The organism is Pseudomonas agronomica (assembly GCF_025917275.1).
Lineage (GTDB): Bacteria > Pseudomonadota > Gammaproteobacteria > Pseudomonadales > Pseudomonadaceae > Aquipseudomonas > Aquipseudomonas agronomica.
On record NZ_JAOSHO010000095.1, the window covers coordinates 1 to 14,209 of the forward strand.

Annotated in this window: 14 protein-coding genes; 12 read left to right on the top strand and 2 right to left on the bottom strand. The window is 59.5% G+C overall.

The genetic code is table 11. From position 1 onward, the window contains the following. The 10 genes from OC610_RS09920 to OC610_RS09965 all read left to right on the top strand — a co-directional run. The coding region (locus OC610_RS09920; protein WP_264427640.1) for an AAA family ATPase at window positions 1–995 on the top strand (995 nt) is incomplete at its 5' end. An 8-nt stretch (window positions 996–1,003) separates the two neighbouring features. Further along, on the top strand, window positions 1,004–2,518 hold the full coding sequence (locus OC610_RS09925; RefSeq protein ID WP_264427651.1) for a sigma-54 interaction domain-containing protein: 1,515 nt from the start codon (window positions 1,004–1,006) through the stop codon (window positions 2,516–2,518). Window positions 2,519–2,560: 42 nt separating this feature from the next. Further along, window positions 2,561–2,701 (top strand): type VI secretion protein, encoded by a 141-nt coding sequence (locus OC610_RS09930; RefSeq protein WP_264427641.1) that lies wholly within the window; start codon window positions 2,561–2,563, stop codon window positions 2,699–2,701. Window positions 2,702–2,719: 18 nt separating this feature from the next. Beyond that, window positions 2,720–3,907: a type VI secretion system-associated FHA domain protein TagH gene (tagH, locus tag OC610_RS09935; protein ID WP_264427642.1), complete on the top strand. Its 1,188-nt coding sequence runs from the start codon at window positions 2,720–2,722 to the stop codon at window positions 3,905–3,907. 5 nt (window positions 3,908–3,912) lie between these two features. Then, a complete protein-coding gene (gene tssJ / locus OC610_RS09940) occupies window positions 3,913–4,419 on the top strand; it encodes a type VI secretion system lipoprotein TssJ (RefSeq protein WP_264427643.1) in 507 nt (168 codons plus the stop codon). Further along, on the top strand, window positions 4,416–5,747 hold the full coding sequence (gene tssK, locus OC610_RS09945; RefSeq protein WP_264427644.1) for a type VI secretion system baseplate subunit TssK: 1,332 nt from the start codon (window positions 4,416–4,418) through the stop codon (window positions 5,745–5,747). The genes tssJ and tssK overlap by 4 nt, the downstream gene beginning before the upstream one ends. Before the next feature lie 5 nt (window positions 5,748–5,752). Then, window positions 5,753–6,616 carry a type IVB secretion system protein IcmH/DotU gene (gene icmH / locus OC610_RS09950; protein WP_264427645.1) on the top strand — a complete coding sequence of 288 codons (864 nt, stop codon included), beginning with the start codon at window positions 5,753–5,755 and terminating at the stop codon, window positions 6,614–6,616. A 13-nt stretch (window positions 6,617–6,629) separates the two neighbouring features. Further along, a complete protein-coding gene (gene tssM / locus OC610_RS09955) occupies window positions 6,630–10,088 on the top strand; it encodes a type VI secretion system membrane subunit TssM (protein WP_264427646.1) in 3,459 nt (1,152 codons plus the stop codon). After that, window positions 10,088–10,816: a PP2C family protein-serine/threonine phosphatase gene (locus tag OC610_RS09960; protein ID WP_264427647.1), complete on the top strand. Its 729-nt coding sequence runs from the start codon at window positions 10,088–10,090 to the stop codon at window positions 10,814–10,816. The genes tssM and OC610_RS09960 overlap by 1 nt, the downstream gene beginning before the upstream one ends. Further along, window positions 10,807–11,703: a serine/threonine-protein kinase gene (locus OC610_RS09965; protein WP_408636562.1), complete on the top strand. Its 897-nt coding sequence runs from the start codon at window positions 10,807–10,809 to the stop codon at window positions 11,701–11,703. Before OC610_RS09960 ends, OC610_RS09965 begins: the two co-directional genes overlap by 10 nt. Window positions 11,704–11,836: 133 nt before the next feature. Here OC610_RS09965 and OC610_RS09970 read toward each other — a convergent pair whose 3' ends face one another. After that, on the bottom strand, window positions 11,837–12,928 hold the full coding sequence (locus tag OC610_RS09970) for an aminopeptidase (RefSeq protein WP_264427652.1): 1,092 nt from the start codon (window positions 12,926–12,928) through the stop codon (window positions 11,837–11,839). Between the two features lie 58 nt (window positions 12,929–12,986). Here OC610_RS09970 and OC610_RS09975 point away from each other — a divergent pair, with 58 nt between their 5' ends. Further along, the gene (locus OC610_RS09975) at window positions 12,987–13,400 is read left to right on the top strand and encodes a PA0061/PA0062 family lipoprotein (RefSeq protein WP_264427648.1); all 414 of its coding nucleotides are present in this window, start codon (window positions 12,987–12,989) and stop codon (window positions 13,398–13,400) included. A 39-nt stretch (window positions 13,401–13,439) separates the two neighbouring features. Next, a complete protein-coding gene (locus OC610_RS09980; RefSeq protein ID WP_264427649.1) occupies window positions 13,440–13,868 on the top strand; it encodes a PA0061/PA0062 family lipoprotein in 429 nt (142 codons plus the stop codon). Between the two features lie 9 nt (window positions 13,869–13,877). Here OC610_RS09980 and OC610_RS09985 read toward each other — a convergent pair whose 3' ends face one another. Beyond that, window positions 13,878–14,111, bottom strand: a complete 234-nt coding sequence (locus OC610_RS09985; RefSeq protein ID WP_264427650.1) for a DUF1161 domain-containing protein — start codon at window positions 14,109–14,111, stop codon at window positions 13,878–13,880. Window positions 14,112–14,209: the final 98 nt, after the last annotated feature.

Here is a 14,209-nt window from a genome sequence, read left to right on the forward strand (position 1 = left end):
CGCGCTTGGTGGCCGAGGTAATCAACGCGTGGACGGGTGTCCCGCTGTCGCAGCTGGCTTGCGAGCACAACGTGAAAATTACCCGTTTTGCGGCAGATCTACGCACCCGTATCAGGGGGCAGGAGCCAGCGGTGCAGGCGCTTGACCGAGCCATGCGCGCTGCCGCCTCAGGCTTGAACAAACCCGACGCTCCAGCGGGAGTGTTTTTGCTGGTAGGGCCCAGTGGGGTTGGCAAGACTGAAACGGCATTGGCCTTGGCAGAGTTGCTGTACGGCGGCGACCGATTCATCACGACACTCAACATGGCCGAGTTTCAGGAGAAACACACGGTTTCGAGGCTCATCGGCGCGCCTCCCGGTTATGTCGGATTTGGTGAAGGCGGGATGCTCACCGAGGCTGTTCGGCAAAGGCCTTACTCGGTGGTGCTGCTCGATGAGGTCGAAAAAGCCGATCCGGACGTGCTGAATCTGTTCTATCAGATATTCGACAAAGGCCTGGCCAACGATGGCGAAGGGCGGGAAATCGATTTTCGCAACACGTTGATCCTGATGACGTCGAACCTGGGCAGTGACCGCATCAGCGAGTTGTGCCAAAACGGGGGGGCGCCCACTGCCGAGCAACTCGAAGAAGCGATTCGGCCGCTGCTCAGCAGGCATTTCAAACCGGCATTACTGGCCCGTATGCGTGTGGTGCCGTATTACCCGGTAGGCGGCTCGGTGCTGCGCGAGTTGGTGGAGATAAAGCTGGGTCGTTTGGGCGAGCGACTGCAGCGTCGTCAATTGAACTTCAGCTACTGCACGCAGCTTGTCGATCATTTGGTCGAGCGCTGCACTCGCAGCGACAGCGGCGCGCGACTCATTGATCATTTGCTCGATCTGCACCTGCTGCCCGGGTTGGCCGACGGCTTGCTCGCCGCCATGGCGATCGGCGAACAACCGCGGCACGTACACGCCACGCTCGATGAACAAGCTCGCGTAGCGTGTGAGTTCAGCTGATGGGTGCACTGTTCTCCCATGTGCCTGAGCCGCTGGCTTACGCCCAAGCGCTGCTGGCACAGTTTTCCAGCCTTTCGCAGACGGCGGACGATGCGACCTTGCTCGGCGATTTTACCAGGGGGACGGCGCGGCTCAGCGGCTGTGAACTGGTGCAGTTATATCTATCGGATGCCTCGCGCTGTCGCCTGGAATTAAGTGTTCAGTGCCTGGAAGATCGATTGCAGTTCCGTGACCCGGCCGGTTTGCCTTGCGACGACGATGGTGAGCAACTGTTGCAATTCGTCCTGCGCCAGAACCGTACGGTATGCCTCGGTGCGTTGGACGACAGCCTGCACGACACGCGCTTCCTACCGGCCCGCGCTGCGCCGTGGCAATCGCTGCTCTGTGTGCCGCTTGCCACCGAGGACGGAATCAAGGGGGTGTTGCTTTGCGTCAGCTCCCAGCGGATCGACTTGCAGGGGTTCGCTGATTCCCTGGGATTGCTGGGGGCGTTTGCGCTTAACCAGATCCATCTGCGACAGCGTCTCCGCCGGCCAGCCGGTGAAGGCCAGCCCGTCGCCATTAACTTGCCGAGCACCAACGGTCTTGGCCTCATCGGCAAGAGCGCGGCGATGCGCCAGACCTGTCAACTGATCAGCAAAGTCGTGAATAGCCCTTACACAGTCCTGCTGTATGGCGAGACGGGGACAGGCAAGGAAGTTGTGGCCCGGGCGATCCACGATTGCGGGCCGCGTCGCACGCAGGCATTCGTCGTCCAGAACTGCGCGGCGCTTCCTGAACATCTGCTGGAAAGCGAGTTGTTCGGTTATCGCAAGGGAGCGTTTACCGGCGCTGACCGGGACCGCATCGGGCTGTTCGACGCGGCTGACAAGGGCACATTGTTGCTCGATGAAATCGGTGACATGCCATTGTCGCTCCAGGCCAAGCTGCTGCGCGTCTTGCAGGAGGGCGAGATTCGTCCGTTGGGGTCGAACCTTACCCACAAGATCGATGTTCGGATTGTCGCCGCCACTCATCGGGACCTGAAGCGCTTGATGAGCGAAGGCAAGTTCCGCGAAGACCTGTATTACCGCCTTGCACCGTTTCCCATCCAATTGCCGCCGCTGCGTCAGCGCGGCCCCGACGTGATCGAACTGGCCAGGCACTTCGCAGACAAGGCTTGTGCCCTTCTGCAGCGCGATCTCGTGCATTGGTCCGACGCTGCGCTGGCCCACCTGGCTGCCTATGACTTTCCCGGAAACGTGCGCGAACTCAAAGGCATCGTCGAAAGAGCGGTGCTGTTGTGCGAGGGCGACGAACTAAGGGTAGAGCACTTTGCCTTGCACCTTAAAAAACCATCCGATGAAGGTCGCGTAAGCCTGCGCGAACGGATGGAACACATCGAACGCAGCCTGATGACTGATTGCCTGCGCAAGCATTCCGGTAACCAGACGCTGACCGCTCGCGAGCTCGGCTTGCCGCTGCGCACGCTGTTGTATCGGATGAGTCGGCTGAACATTCGTCGCAAGGACGCCGAAGTCTGACGCCGTATTTCTAATCCCATTCACTTATTTCAGGACATTTGGATGACCGCTCACCCTTGGCAAACCTTCCTGCTGGCCGTTGTCGTGTTGTTCGGTCTCGGTGGTTGCAATGGAAACTACACATTCAATGACAGTACTTATCGCCCCTTGGGTGATCCGCAAGCGGTCAATCGCGGCAAGTGACCGCAAGGAGGAGCATCGGTGGAAGTCATTTTCGAGAGGTTGGATGCCAGGCAGTTTGTCAGCCCGAACCCGTGCCGGAAGATTTTCGGAATGGCGGGCGGCGTCATTGGGCGAGGCGAGGCGTGTGACTGGGTCATCCCGGACAGCGAGCGCCTCTTGTCCAAGCGCCATGCACAGGTGAGTTTCCGGGGAGGTGTTTTTTTTCTCACCGACATCAGCGGCAATGGCATATCCCACCGCAGAAGCGGTGCGCGCCTGCCGAAAGGCGAGCCGGTGCCCATCAAGGATGGAGATATCTACGTCATGGGCGAATGCGAACTCCTGGCGCGGTTGGTTGCTCGTTCGGGTAACAGCATTCCCGAGGCCGATCGTTCGGTGTCGACCGGCAACTTCATTCCGGACGATGCTTTCGTGGGGCTTGATCCGCTGGAAGCCTTGGATCGACCCGAGCGTGCGTACTCTGAAATAGACGAGTTGATCAATCCCTCTGCAATACCCGCTTACGGCTCGGGACGTCTGGACCCGGCGCGGGCCGATAGGGAAAGCCTGCGACTGCCCGAACTGGTCGATGCGGATAACGAGCTTGCACCTCTACCGGCACCCGAACCCTCCAAGCCAGTACGGGAAGACTTCTGGCAACGCTTTGGTCACTCGCTAGGCATGGACCTCGGTGACATGGACGAGGAGGCCCGCGAAGCGTTGGCGGTCAACGTCGCACAGTTGCTCAGGCAAAGCGTTCGAGGCTTGCAACAGAGTTTGCGTACGCGTTCCGAGTTGAAGAGCGAGCTACGTCTGGCCCAGACGTTTTTCCAAGGTCCTCGGAAAAATCCGTTGAAGTACACCGATGATGCCTTGCCGATGTTGTTGCAGCCAGGCGCGCCACTCCAGTTGTCGGCCAGCGAGGCTATCGCCCGCTCGTTTCATGACCTCCAGGCCCACCAAGTGGCTTTGCTGGCCGCGAGCCGGTCCACCCTGCATGCGGTGCTGGAACATTTTTCGCCTCGCCAATTGGTCCTGCGGATGGGGCGCGAGCAAAAACCGTTGATCAGTACGTCGGGCGGCCACTGGCGGGCATTCGGTCGTTATCACCAGGGGCTGTGCGAAGACGATGACTGGATCGAGCGCCTGCTGGCCCGGGACTTCGCCAAGGCATACGAGGAACAGGTCCGCCTGGTGTCCACTCTGCAAAACGATCTTCATGGATGACGTACATGTCTCGCTGCCCCCTGTTTTTTTTCAAGACGCTGACGTTGACGCTAGCGGTTTCGACGTTGTTGGCCGGTTGTGCCAGCCTGTCGCCGTTCTCAACGATGACCAAACTCAATCTCACCCTCACTGCCAGTGATCAGCTCAACCCGGACCTCAACGGCCGGCCATCTCCTGTCGTCGTGCGCCTGTTTGAACTCAAGCATCCGGTGGCTTTTGAGAATGCTGATTTCTTCAGTCTTTATGACCGTGCCAGGGAGTCCTTGGCGCCTGACTTGATCACCAGCGAAGAACTGGAGTTGCGGCCAGGCGAAACGGTCACGCTCAGGCTCGACGTCGCAGGGGGCGGTCGTTATGTCGGGGTACTTGCCGCGTACCGTGACCTGCCTCGGACGCAGTGGCGCTACACACTACCCATCGCTGCGGCACGATTGACTGAAGTGCATCTGAAGCTTGACCAGGATGGCATTGCCAGCCATCTCGAAAGCCTTGCCAGGGCGGACGGCCAATGAATCACGATAAGGTCATCTGGCAAGAAGGGATGTTGTTGCGCCCGCAGCATTTGCAGCACAACGATCGCTATTTCGACCATCAGCTCAAGCTTCGCACACGCTTGTTGGGTGGCTATGCCTGGGGCTTCCTCTCGCTGGAAATCGATCTGCAGTTTCTGAACATGCGGCGACTGATCGTCAGCAAGGCTTCGGGTGTCTTCCCAGACGGCAGCTTCTTCGAATTGGACGGTAACGCCGAACCACTGGTCTTGGAAGTGCCGGCCAACACCTGTAACACGCCCATCTATCTCGCCCTGCCGCTCGTGACCGGCAATCGGGTCGAGTCTCGTCGTCCAGAGCAAGCCGATGTACTGGCGCGCTATATCACCTATGAAATGCAGGTGACTGATTCCAATGCGGCAGACCCTTTCAGCAGCCAGATCAGTTGTGGCCGTCCGGACGTACGCCTGTTGCTGGGTGAGCAGCGGGGCGATCAGGCGTTTGTCAAACTTGAACTTTGCAAGGTACTCGATACCACGCCTGACGGGGCGATCAGGCTCGACGCGGATTTTGTCCCAGCGTTCATCCAGGCCCAATCATCTGGCTATCTATCGTCATGCCTCAAGGAAGTCATTGGCATGCTTGGCCAGCGGGGCGAAAGCCTCGCCGAACGGATCCGCTCAAATGGACAAGCAGGTGCTGTCCAAGTCGGCGACTTGATGATGCTGCAATTGATCAACCGTACCGAACTGTTGCTGCGTCATTACCTGGATTTGGAGCAGGTGCACCCTGAAACCTTGTATCGAGCGCTGCTTTCCCTGCTCGGCGAACTGGCGACTTACTCCACCGACAGCAAACGCCCTTCGTTCGAACACCGCTACCAACACAGCGATCTGGGTGCGTGCTTTCGAAGCCTCATGCAGGCAATCCGGCAGGTGCTGTCGATGGTGCTCGAACAGCACGCCATTGAGCTGCAATTGCAGACTCGCCAGTACGGGATCAGCGTTTCGCCGATGCATGACCTTTCGCTGCTGGACTCGGCTTCGTTCGTACTGGCCGCCAGCGCCAACTGTGATAGCGAGGAGTTGCGCCATCGCTTGCCATCACATCTCAAGATCGGTTCGGTGGAGCGCATTCGCCAGTTGGTCAATCTGCATTTGCCGGGCATCAAGATCAGGCCGTTGCCGGTAGCGCCGCGGCAGATTGCGTTCCATGCCAACAAGACCTATTTCCTCCTTGAACCCAGTGTCGAGGATCTTGCTCAGGTGAAGCGTTCAGCTGGCTTTGCATTTCATGTGTCAGGTGAATTCGCTGAGCTGGAGCTGAGTTTTTGGGCTATCAGGAACTGACTGACATGGATAAGGGCATTGCTCAGGATGATATTACCGTCCTGCTTGATCATTACGGACGGCGCCCGGCTTCGGGCCCTTTGACCGATGCTGCCGCGCCGCCGCGCATCGAACAGCTGGAAGATCGGATGATTTATGCGGCGCGCCAGCCACGGTCCCGAAGGTTCGTGACCAGTCTTAATCCCCTGGTGGCGGCTGCGTCAGGGTTATTGGCCCAGATGATGTCGCTCAAGCAGGGCCGAGACCGCGCAGACCTGAATGACCTCAAGCAGGAACTGACCTTGGAGTTGAAGCAGTTCGAAGCCTTGGCATCGCAGGCCAACATCGAGCAAAGCGAGTTGGTCGCTGCTCGCTATGTGCTGTGCACAGTGCTTGATGAAGCCGTCGTCGTCACGTCATGGGGATATGGGAGCGGTTGGTCGCAAATCAGCCTGCTCAGCACGTTTCACAATGAAACGTTCGGTGGCGAGAAAGTTTTCCAATTGCTTGATCGCCTGTCGAAAGATCCGGTGAAGCATTTGCACCTGATGGAGCTGCTGTATCTGTGCCTGTCGTTGGGCTTTGAGGGCAAGTATCGGGTCCAGGCACGCGGGGGGCTCGAGCTCGTTGGCATCCGCGATGCGCTGTACCGCTCGATCCGTCAGGTACGAGGCGATGCACCGCGCCAACTGTCACCCCATTGGGAAGGGCTGGTTGCCCCGCCTCGCCGTCCGGTGCGTGTTGTTCCTGCCTGGACCGTGGCGTTTTTCACCCTGGCTTGTCTGGGTGTGATGTACGCGGGCTTCGCCTGGGTGTTGGACGCGCAGCGCGAAAGCATCCTGCAACCCTATCAATTACTAGAGCCGGCGGTGGTTCAACCGCAGCCGTAAGCAGGGACGTGTCATGAAATCGCTTTTCAGAAAAGTGGGGGCCTGTCTGCGTCAGACTTGGGTCTGGACGTTGTTATGTACGCTTTGCATAGGGGGGCTGGTTTGGTTTTTCGGGCCGCTGCTGGCGATCGACGACTACAAGTTCTGGGCATCCCCCACGGCACGCTTGTTGACCATCAGCCTGTTGTTCCTGGCGTGGGGCCTGGGTATGGTTTTCTCCAGCGAGCAGTCCGGGAGAATAAAGAAATCCTGCCAACCCGATGCTGACCCGTCCCACACGCTTGGCCAGGCCAGGGTAGACGATGAACAGCGAGAAATTCGCTCGCGCTTCAAGAGGGCGTTGGGAACATCCTCAAGCGTCAATTCCGGTGGCGGCAAACGCAGCCTCAAGGACTTGCCCTGGTATTTGCTGATTGGCCCGACCGCCAGTGGCAAGACCAGCCTGCTGGAGCGTTCGGGGCTCGAATTTGCGTTCGATGGCGCTGAACGAAAGCCTCCGCTCGGCTTGACCAGTACCGGTGATTGCGACTGGTACTGTGCCGACCAGGCGGTGTTGATGGACACCGCCGGTCGCTATCTGACCCAGACGGATAAGGCCGTCGACGGTAGCGCCTGGGGGGGCTTGCTCGACCTTCTACGTCGAGGTCGCCGCGGTCGTCCCCTCAATGGCGTGCTGGTGGTCGTACCGGCTGAAGTTCTGTTGCGAGGCTGTGAAGAGGACGTCATCGACCTGGCAGGCCAGATTCGTAGCCGCGTGCAGGAAATTCAACGAAAACTGCGCGCCAACGTGCCGATTTACCTGGTGCTGAGCAAGGCGGACAACATCCCTGGCTTCAATGAGTTCTTCGATTCGCTGACGCGCGAGGAGGCCGATCAGGTGTTGGGGGCGAGCTTCAGTGGGGCTCCGCGCGGCTGCGACTTGGCTGTTCTACGCGGCGAATTCGAGGCGCTGTTGCAAAGACTCAACAGCCAATTGCTCCTGCGTCTTCATCAGGAGCGCGACAGTGAATGCCGTGGCTTTATCCTGGATTTTCCACAACAACTGGCGCAGCTCGGGCCTCACCTTTGCCTGCTGGTTGAGCTGGCTTTCAGGGGTGAGGCGTGGCCGCTGCGGGGGTTCTATCTGACCAGCGCTGCCGCGTCATCTCGCCTGGCAGGCGGCCAGACATCGCAGCCACATGAAAGGGGCAACGGACGATTCATTCATCACCTGTTCGCCCGAGTCATTTTCCCGGAGGCCGATTTGGCGGGCCCCGATCAGCGCGAACGACGCCGTACTGATTGGAGGCGGCACGCTATCTACCTCGGCGTGCTTACCACCGTCGGGTTGTTCGGATGGTTGTGGGTACAAGGTTACAGGGCTAATCACGAGCGCCTGGAACACCTGCGAACGTTGGCGCAACGTTGGGACGAGAATCGTTCGGTGCTGGTGGCAAACGATGATCCCGTCAGGATGCTCGAATCGCTTGATATCCGTTTCAAGGCAACAGAGGTTTTTCCACTCGCCAAGGCTGTGCCGCTGTACGAGCGCATCGGTCTATACCAGGGGGAGGTGGCCAGTCCCGCAGTGCTCGGTGCTTACGAGCACGAATTAAAGACGCAGCTCCTGCCTCAGGTTGCGCAGATGCTGGAAGAGCACATCCAGGGCCGCTTGAGCGAGCGTGAAAATCTGCTCAACAGCCTGCGCGCATACTTGATGCTGGCCCAGCCCGAACGTCGAGACCGCCCATGGCTCATGGACTGGATCGCTCGCGATTGGTCGCTGCGCTACCCCGGTAACGAGGCGGTGCAAAACGGTTTGAGGGACCATTTCGAGCGTTTGTTGGAACAGCCTTTCGTTTTGGAAATCAACCAACCGCTGGTGGCCCAGGCACGGGAAGCGTTGCGCAGTGAGTCCTTGGCGACAGTCGTCTATCGGATGCTGCGGGAGCAGGCGAACCACTTGCCGAAATACAGCCTCGACCAACACCTTGGCCCCCAAGGGACGTTGCTGGTCGGCACCGACCATGTCATCCCAGGTTTCTACACCCGCCAAGGTTACGGGCAATATTTTTCAACTCAAGGCACCAAGCTGATCGATGGGTTGCTACGGGACAATTGGGTCCTGGGCGAAGGCGCAAGCCTCAACGGCAAAGACCTGCGTCAACTCCTGATCGAGCTCGAACAGTTGTATTTTCGTGATTATGCCGACCGTTGGAGCGAAGCGATCGGACGGGTCAGCCTGCAAACGACACACAACGCAGATGAGATGGTCGGCCAACTGGCGGGGCTGACATCAGCCCATTCGCCTGTTTTGCAATTGTTGGTGCAGGTACGTGAACACACACGCATCCAAGGCCTTGTCGAGCCGATGGACAAGTCGGTGCGAACGCCCGGAAACAGCGACAACACCGTTACGCAACTTGTCTCTGCGACCGTACAAGCCGCCGATTCGTTGGCAACCTCACTGCCGGATACCGGGCAAAAATCCCTTCGACGGCGTTTCGAACCGTTGCACCGCCTGCTTGAGCCTGACAACAGCCCCTCTGTGGATCTGACCTTGGCCTTGCAAGCGCTCGAAGATACCCTCGCGCAATTGGCGCCCCTGGCCCGGGCCAGTGATCCGGAGCAAGCCGCATTCGAGTTGGCGAAGCGTCGCATGGGTGGTCAGCGAGACGCGCTGGGTAACCTGCGTAGCGCGTCAACTCGTTTGCCGCGCCCATTCGAAGGGTGGTTCAACGGGTTGGCCGACGATAGTTGGCGCATCGTATTGAGTGGCTCGTACCGTTACCTTAACCAGCGCTACCAAGGCGAACTGTACGGTTTTTACCGCAAGGCAATCAGCAAGCGGTATCCGTTCAGCGCACACAGCGCCAGCGATGTCGCGATCAATGATTTTCGTGAGTTCTTCAAGGATCAGGGCACCGTCGACCGGTTCTTTGACAGCTATATGCGGCCTTTCGTCAGCGGTACTCCTGGAAACTACCGTCTACGTAGCCTCGACGGCCAGAGCTTGCCGATGTCCAGAACCTATCTGGATCAAATGACGGCGGCGCATACGATCCGCCAGGGTTTCTTCGTCGACAATCCAGCCGAGCCACACATTCAGTTCAAGCTTGAGCCCTACACGCTCGACCCGGCCGTGAGTCGGGCCGAATTTCGTTTCGGCGACAAGACGCTGGAGTACCGCCACGGGCCTATACAACCGCTGGTCTTCACTTGGCCAACTGATGCGCAAGGTGGCCGGACCTCCCTGGTATTGGACCGCATGGCCGGTGGGCGGGGAGTCGGTATCGAAAAGAATACCGGGCCGTGGTCGCTGTTTCGCCTGTTCGACTTGATGCAGGCCGAGTACCTGACGGGGCGTGATATGCGTGTGCTCAAGGCCGATCTTGGCGGGCTGCGGGCTAATTTCCTGTTGACGAGCCAGCGCACACCGAACCCGTTCGATATGACGGTGCTCCGCACTTTCAGAATGCCGGCGCAGCTCTGATGCATCATGCCAGCCACTGGCGTAGTGCCGCGCGGACGGACACTGGCAAGGTACGTCAGCGGAACGAGGACGCTTTCCTGGAATGCCCGAAACAGGGGCTATGGGCAGTGGCGGACGGAATGGGCGGTCACTCAGGCGGCGATATTGCCAGCCAATTGATTGTCGCCAATCTGGCCGAGCTGCCCACGTACCGAGACTTCGACGCGCGCTTGAACGCCGTGCGCCAATGCCTGCGCTGGACCAATCGGCGTTTGAGCCAGGAGCTGACCGTCACCGCGGCCAATCCGCTCGGCATCATGGGCAGCACGGTGGCGGCGTTATTGCTGGAGGGTCGCCGTGCGGCGTGCGTCTGGGCGGGCGACAGCCGCTGTTATCTCTGGCGTCGTCAGCGGCTATACCAATTGTCGCGGGACCACTCGCTGCGCCAACAATGGGTCGTTGAGGGCCGTCTCAGTCTCGACCAAGCAAATGCTCATCCTGCCGCCAAGGCGCTGACCCGTGCGATAGGTGCTTCAAAAGAATTGAAGTTGGAAGTACTCCAACTGGACGTCCAGCGTGGCGATAAATTTTTGTTGTGCACCGATGGCCTGTACCAGGACCTCGGCAGCGAAACGCTTGGCGACGCCATGGGCTTGTCGTCCCCGAGCCGGGTGGTGGAATGTCTTTTTGAAGAGGTCCTGAATGGCGCTGCACGGGATAACCTGACGGCCGTGGTGATTTGCGCTTGAGCGGGCTTGAGCCAACGCTGGATATTTTATGTGATGGGGAGCTGCCGAAGATACTTGCAGGTCGCTATTGCCTGGATCGCTTGCTCGGAGCCGGTGGCATGGGCGTCGTCTATCGCGCCCGAGACCTGCTTCATGAACAATTCGGCGATCCGGACCCCTACATTGCGCTGAAGATGCTCGGCGAGGCGTTTGACGAGTCCCCGGACGCCAGCCAGCTGCTTTACAGCGAGTTCGCGTTGACCAGGCGTCTGCTTCATCCGAACGTTCTACGTCCGTACACCTTTGAGGTGGATGCCGTTCATCGGCGAACTTTCATAACCATGGAGTTACTGCGCGGCTCGACGCTGGACAAGTTACTTTGCGAACGACCCCTCGGTTTGCCTTGGGCTGAACTGAAAACGATAGCCGTGCCGTTGTTGGACGCCATAGCCTACGCCCATGAACGGGGCGTGTTGCACGGCGACATCAAGCCAAGCAATGTCATGTTGGGTGAAGACGGTGTGCGCTTGTTTGATTTCGGCCTGGGCCTGATTGAAAAAGGCCCATTGAAAAGCTTGCCCTCGTTGAATCGCCAACGCCTCAACGCCTGGACCCCGGGCTACGCCGCCCCCGAACTGCTCGAGGGCGGACCGCTCTCCGCGCCCGCCGATCTCTACAGCCTGGCTTGCCTGCTCTACGAACTCGCGTGCGGCAAGCATCCGTACCAACGTTTACCCTCGAACCAGGCCCGCGATACCGGGTTGGAGCGCCGGCTCAAGGCACCGAGAAACCTGCCCCGGCGTTGCTGGGTTGCGTTGCGTGAGGCGTTGGCGTTTGATCCGGCGCGGCGCAGGATCAGTGCCACGCGGTTGCGGGACGTATGGGCGGGTGGTTTTTCCTGGTGGTGAGGGGCTGCAGGAGTTGGCGTTCAGTTGGATATGCGTCGCTCGATGTACCGCTATCGCGAGCAAGCTCGCTCCCACAGGGGGAGCTGCGGTGCTTTGAAGGTTGGTGCGGGGGCTTGCTCGCGATGAGATCTGTTCAATCGTCTGCAGTTTTGAGGGCAGTCAATGCCTCCAAGGCTGCCTTGCGCTCATCGGCCGGCAATCGGCCGAGCTTCTCAACTGCGCTATAAAACGCAACCCAATCCCCGCCCTCCCGCTTGAACAACGCCGCAAACGCCGGCACCCATTGGTCATACAGGCCGAACGGCAATAGCCGGGCGTTGTTCAGTGGCGCATAGACCCAGGCGTCGTAGCGCTTGTCACCCGCCCATTGGCTGTCGCGCATTCGCTCGTAGTCGCTGCGCAGGCGTTCGAATTCAGCGGCCTTGCGCTGGCGCATCTGCTCGGCCGGCAGGGGTTGGGCGTAGAGGGTTTCCAGGCGTTGGCGGGTGTCGAGGATCAGTTGGATGAACTGGTCGCGTTGGCGCAGCGGGTTGCCATTGTCTGGCGCCAGCCCGCGATGGGTGCGCCATTGGCGGGTGCCTTCCTGTTCGACGAAGGTGGCGAAGGATTCGTTGAATGCCGTGTCGTCCTTCACGTAGAACCGCTGGTGCGCCAGTTCATGAAAGATCAGCGTCGTCAGGCGTTCGTCGCCCCAGTGCAGCATCGAACTCAGGATCGGGTCGTTGAACCAGCCCAGCGTCGAGTAGGCCTCTACGCCGCCAATCGACACGTCCATGCCCTGCAATTGCTGCAACGCGGCCTCGCCTCGGGCGGCGTCCTGGCTGTAATAGCCGCGATACGCCACGCAACCGGCGATGGGGAAACAGTGGTTTTGCGGGGCCAGGGAGAATTCCGGGGTGGCGAAGACGTTCCAGACGACGTAGGGGCGGCCGATGTCGGCGTACAGGCGATAACTGTTGTTATCAGGCAGGTGCAGGTGGGCGCTGGCAAACGCGCGGGCCTCAAGTGCCTGGCTCAGGTGTGCGCGCAGTTTTGGATCGCGGGCGGGGTCGGCGATGACGCGGTCGATCGGCTCGCGGGCGTGCAGCAGCCGCAGTTGTCCGCTGGCGAGTTGGCCGTAATAGCCAACGCTTGCACAACCGTTGAGTAACAAAAGCAGGAAGGCTGGAAACAAAATCCGGAAAACACGGTCGAGTAACCGATGGCGTGAACGCTGCCTGATCAATTTGGAATCACCCTGGGAAGTCTGCCCCAAGACTATCTCGCCTGCCCGGAGCTTCGCTATGCGCGTGTTGATGCTGACAAGTGGCCTGTTGCTGCTGACCGGTTGTGCCGGTTTGCCGGATCCGGATCCTTCCCAAGCGTGGATTGACCTGGGAAACCATCAGGACACGGCGTTGCAAGCGCTGGAAGTCGATGACAAGCAATCCATCGATCGACGGTACTTCGAAGTTCAACCGGGTAGCCACGAGCTGACGGTGCGTTATCAATTTGCCGTGGCGCCCGGCAACATTGGCCCGAATGCCGAGCCGCTGTGGCGTGATTGCCGGTTGAATGTGAAGTTCAAGGATTTCAACGCGGGCCAGCGCTACCAGTTACAGGCCGGCAGCATCGGTTTCCGTCCGTGGGCCAAGCTTTACGACCAGCAGCGCAAAGTTGTGGGCCAGGGCACGCCGGCGGGCTGCCAGCAAAGCTGATCGGCGCTATGCTCGGCACCTGACTCCAGGATATTCGCCATGCGCCTACCCACGCTGTTTTTGGCTCTTGTGACGTTGAGCGGATGCGCAACGAGCCCGCTGCCCCCGATTGACCCGAACATGGCTTGGGTCGATTTCGCCACCCCAATGCCGGGCGGCAGGTTGCTGATGGCTGAACGGCTGGATGGCAAGCGCTTGCAGGATGGACGTTTCTTCCAGGTCTCACCGGGTCCCCACGAATTGGAGGTGCGCTTCGACTTCGAGGTGCCCGGCGGGGGAGGAGGGTTGGGGATGATGAGCGAACCGAAAGAGCGGCTCTGCTACTTGATCATCCGCTACGAACACTTCGAGGCCGGCCAGCGTTATCGCCTGGAAGCTCGCAACCTGGCGTATTCCCCAAGCGCCCGGCTCTATAACGCCAAGCGTGAAATCGTGGCCGAGGATCGACAGGCCAATTGCCTGATGTAAAAGCGCTGCCTAGCGGTCGTTCTTCTGGTAGATGATTTTCTTGGTGCCATTCTCGCAAGTGCCCACCACCATGTTCTGGTCATGGACTTCGTCGTTGGTGACGATTTCCAGCGTGTAGGACGCGACGCCCTGGGCCTGGATCTTGGCTTCGATCTCGGCCTTGAGTTCTTCGCAGGGCTTGGGGGCCGCGAGGGCCGATGTAGCCAATACGCAACCGATGACGGCCAGGGCAAATCGTTTCATGCTCGAATTCCTCGATACAGCGCGCACTGCCTGTGCGCTGAAACTGCAGACTTGCATTCGATCACAATTGCCTTCGGGTAAATAGCTCACGCATCAAA

Coding starts and splice junctions, on each gene's coding strand:
- OC610_RS09930 (WP_264427641.1), top strand. CDS start 2,561: ATGACCGCTCACCCTTGGCAAACCTTCCTGCTGGCCGTTGTCGTGTTG.
- tssJ (WP_264427643.1), top strand. CDS start 3,913: ATGTCTCGCTGCCCCCTGTTTTTTTTCAAGACGCTGACGTTGACGCTA.
- tssK (WP_264427644.1), top strand. CDS start 4,416: ATGAATCACGATAAGGTCATCTGGCAAGAAGGGATGTTGTTGCGCCCG.
- icmH (WP_264427645.1), top strand. CDS start 5,753: ATGGATAAGGGCATTGCTCAGGATGATATTACCGTCCTGCTTGATCAT.
- tssM (WP_264427646.1), top strand. CDS start 6,630: ATGAAATCGCTTTTCAGAAAAGTGGGGGCCTGTCTGCGTCAGACTTGG.
- OC610_RS09960 (WP_264427647.1), top strand. CDS start 10,088: ATGCATCATGCCAGCCACTGGCGTAGTGCCGCGCGGACGGACACTGGC.
- OC610_RS09975 (WP_264427648.1), top strand. CDS start 12,987: ATGCGCGTGTTGATGCTGACAAGTGGCCTGTTGCTGCTGACCGGTTGT.
- OC610_RS09980 (WP_264427649.1), top strand. CDS start 13,440: ATGCGCCTACCCACGCTGTTTTTGGCTCTTGTGACGTTGAGCGGATGC.
- OC610_RS09985 (WP_264427650.1), bottom strand. CDS start 14,111: ATGAAACGATTTGCCCTGGCCGTCATCGGTTGCGTATTGGCTACATCG.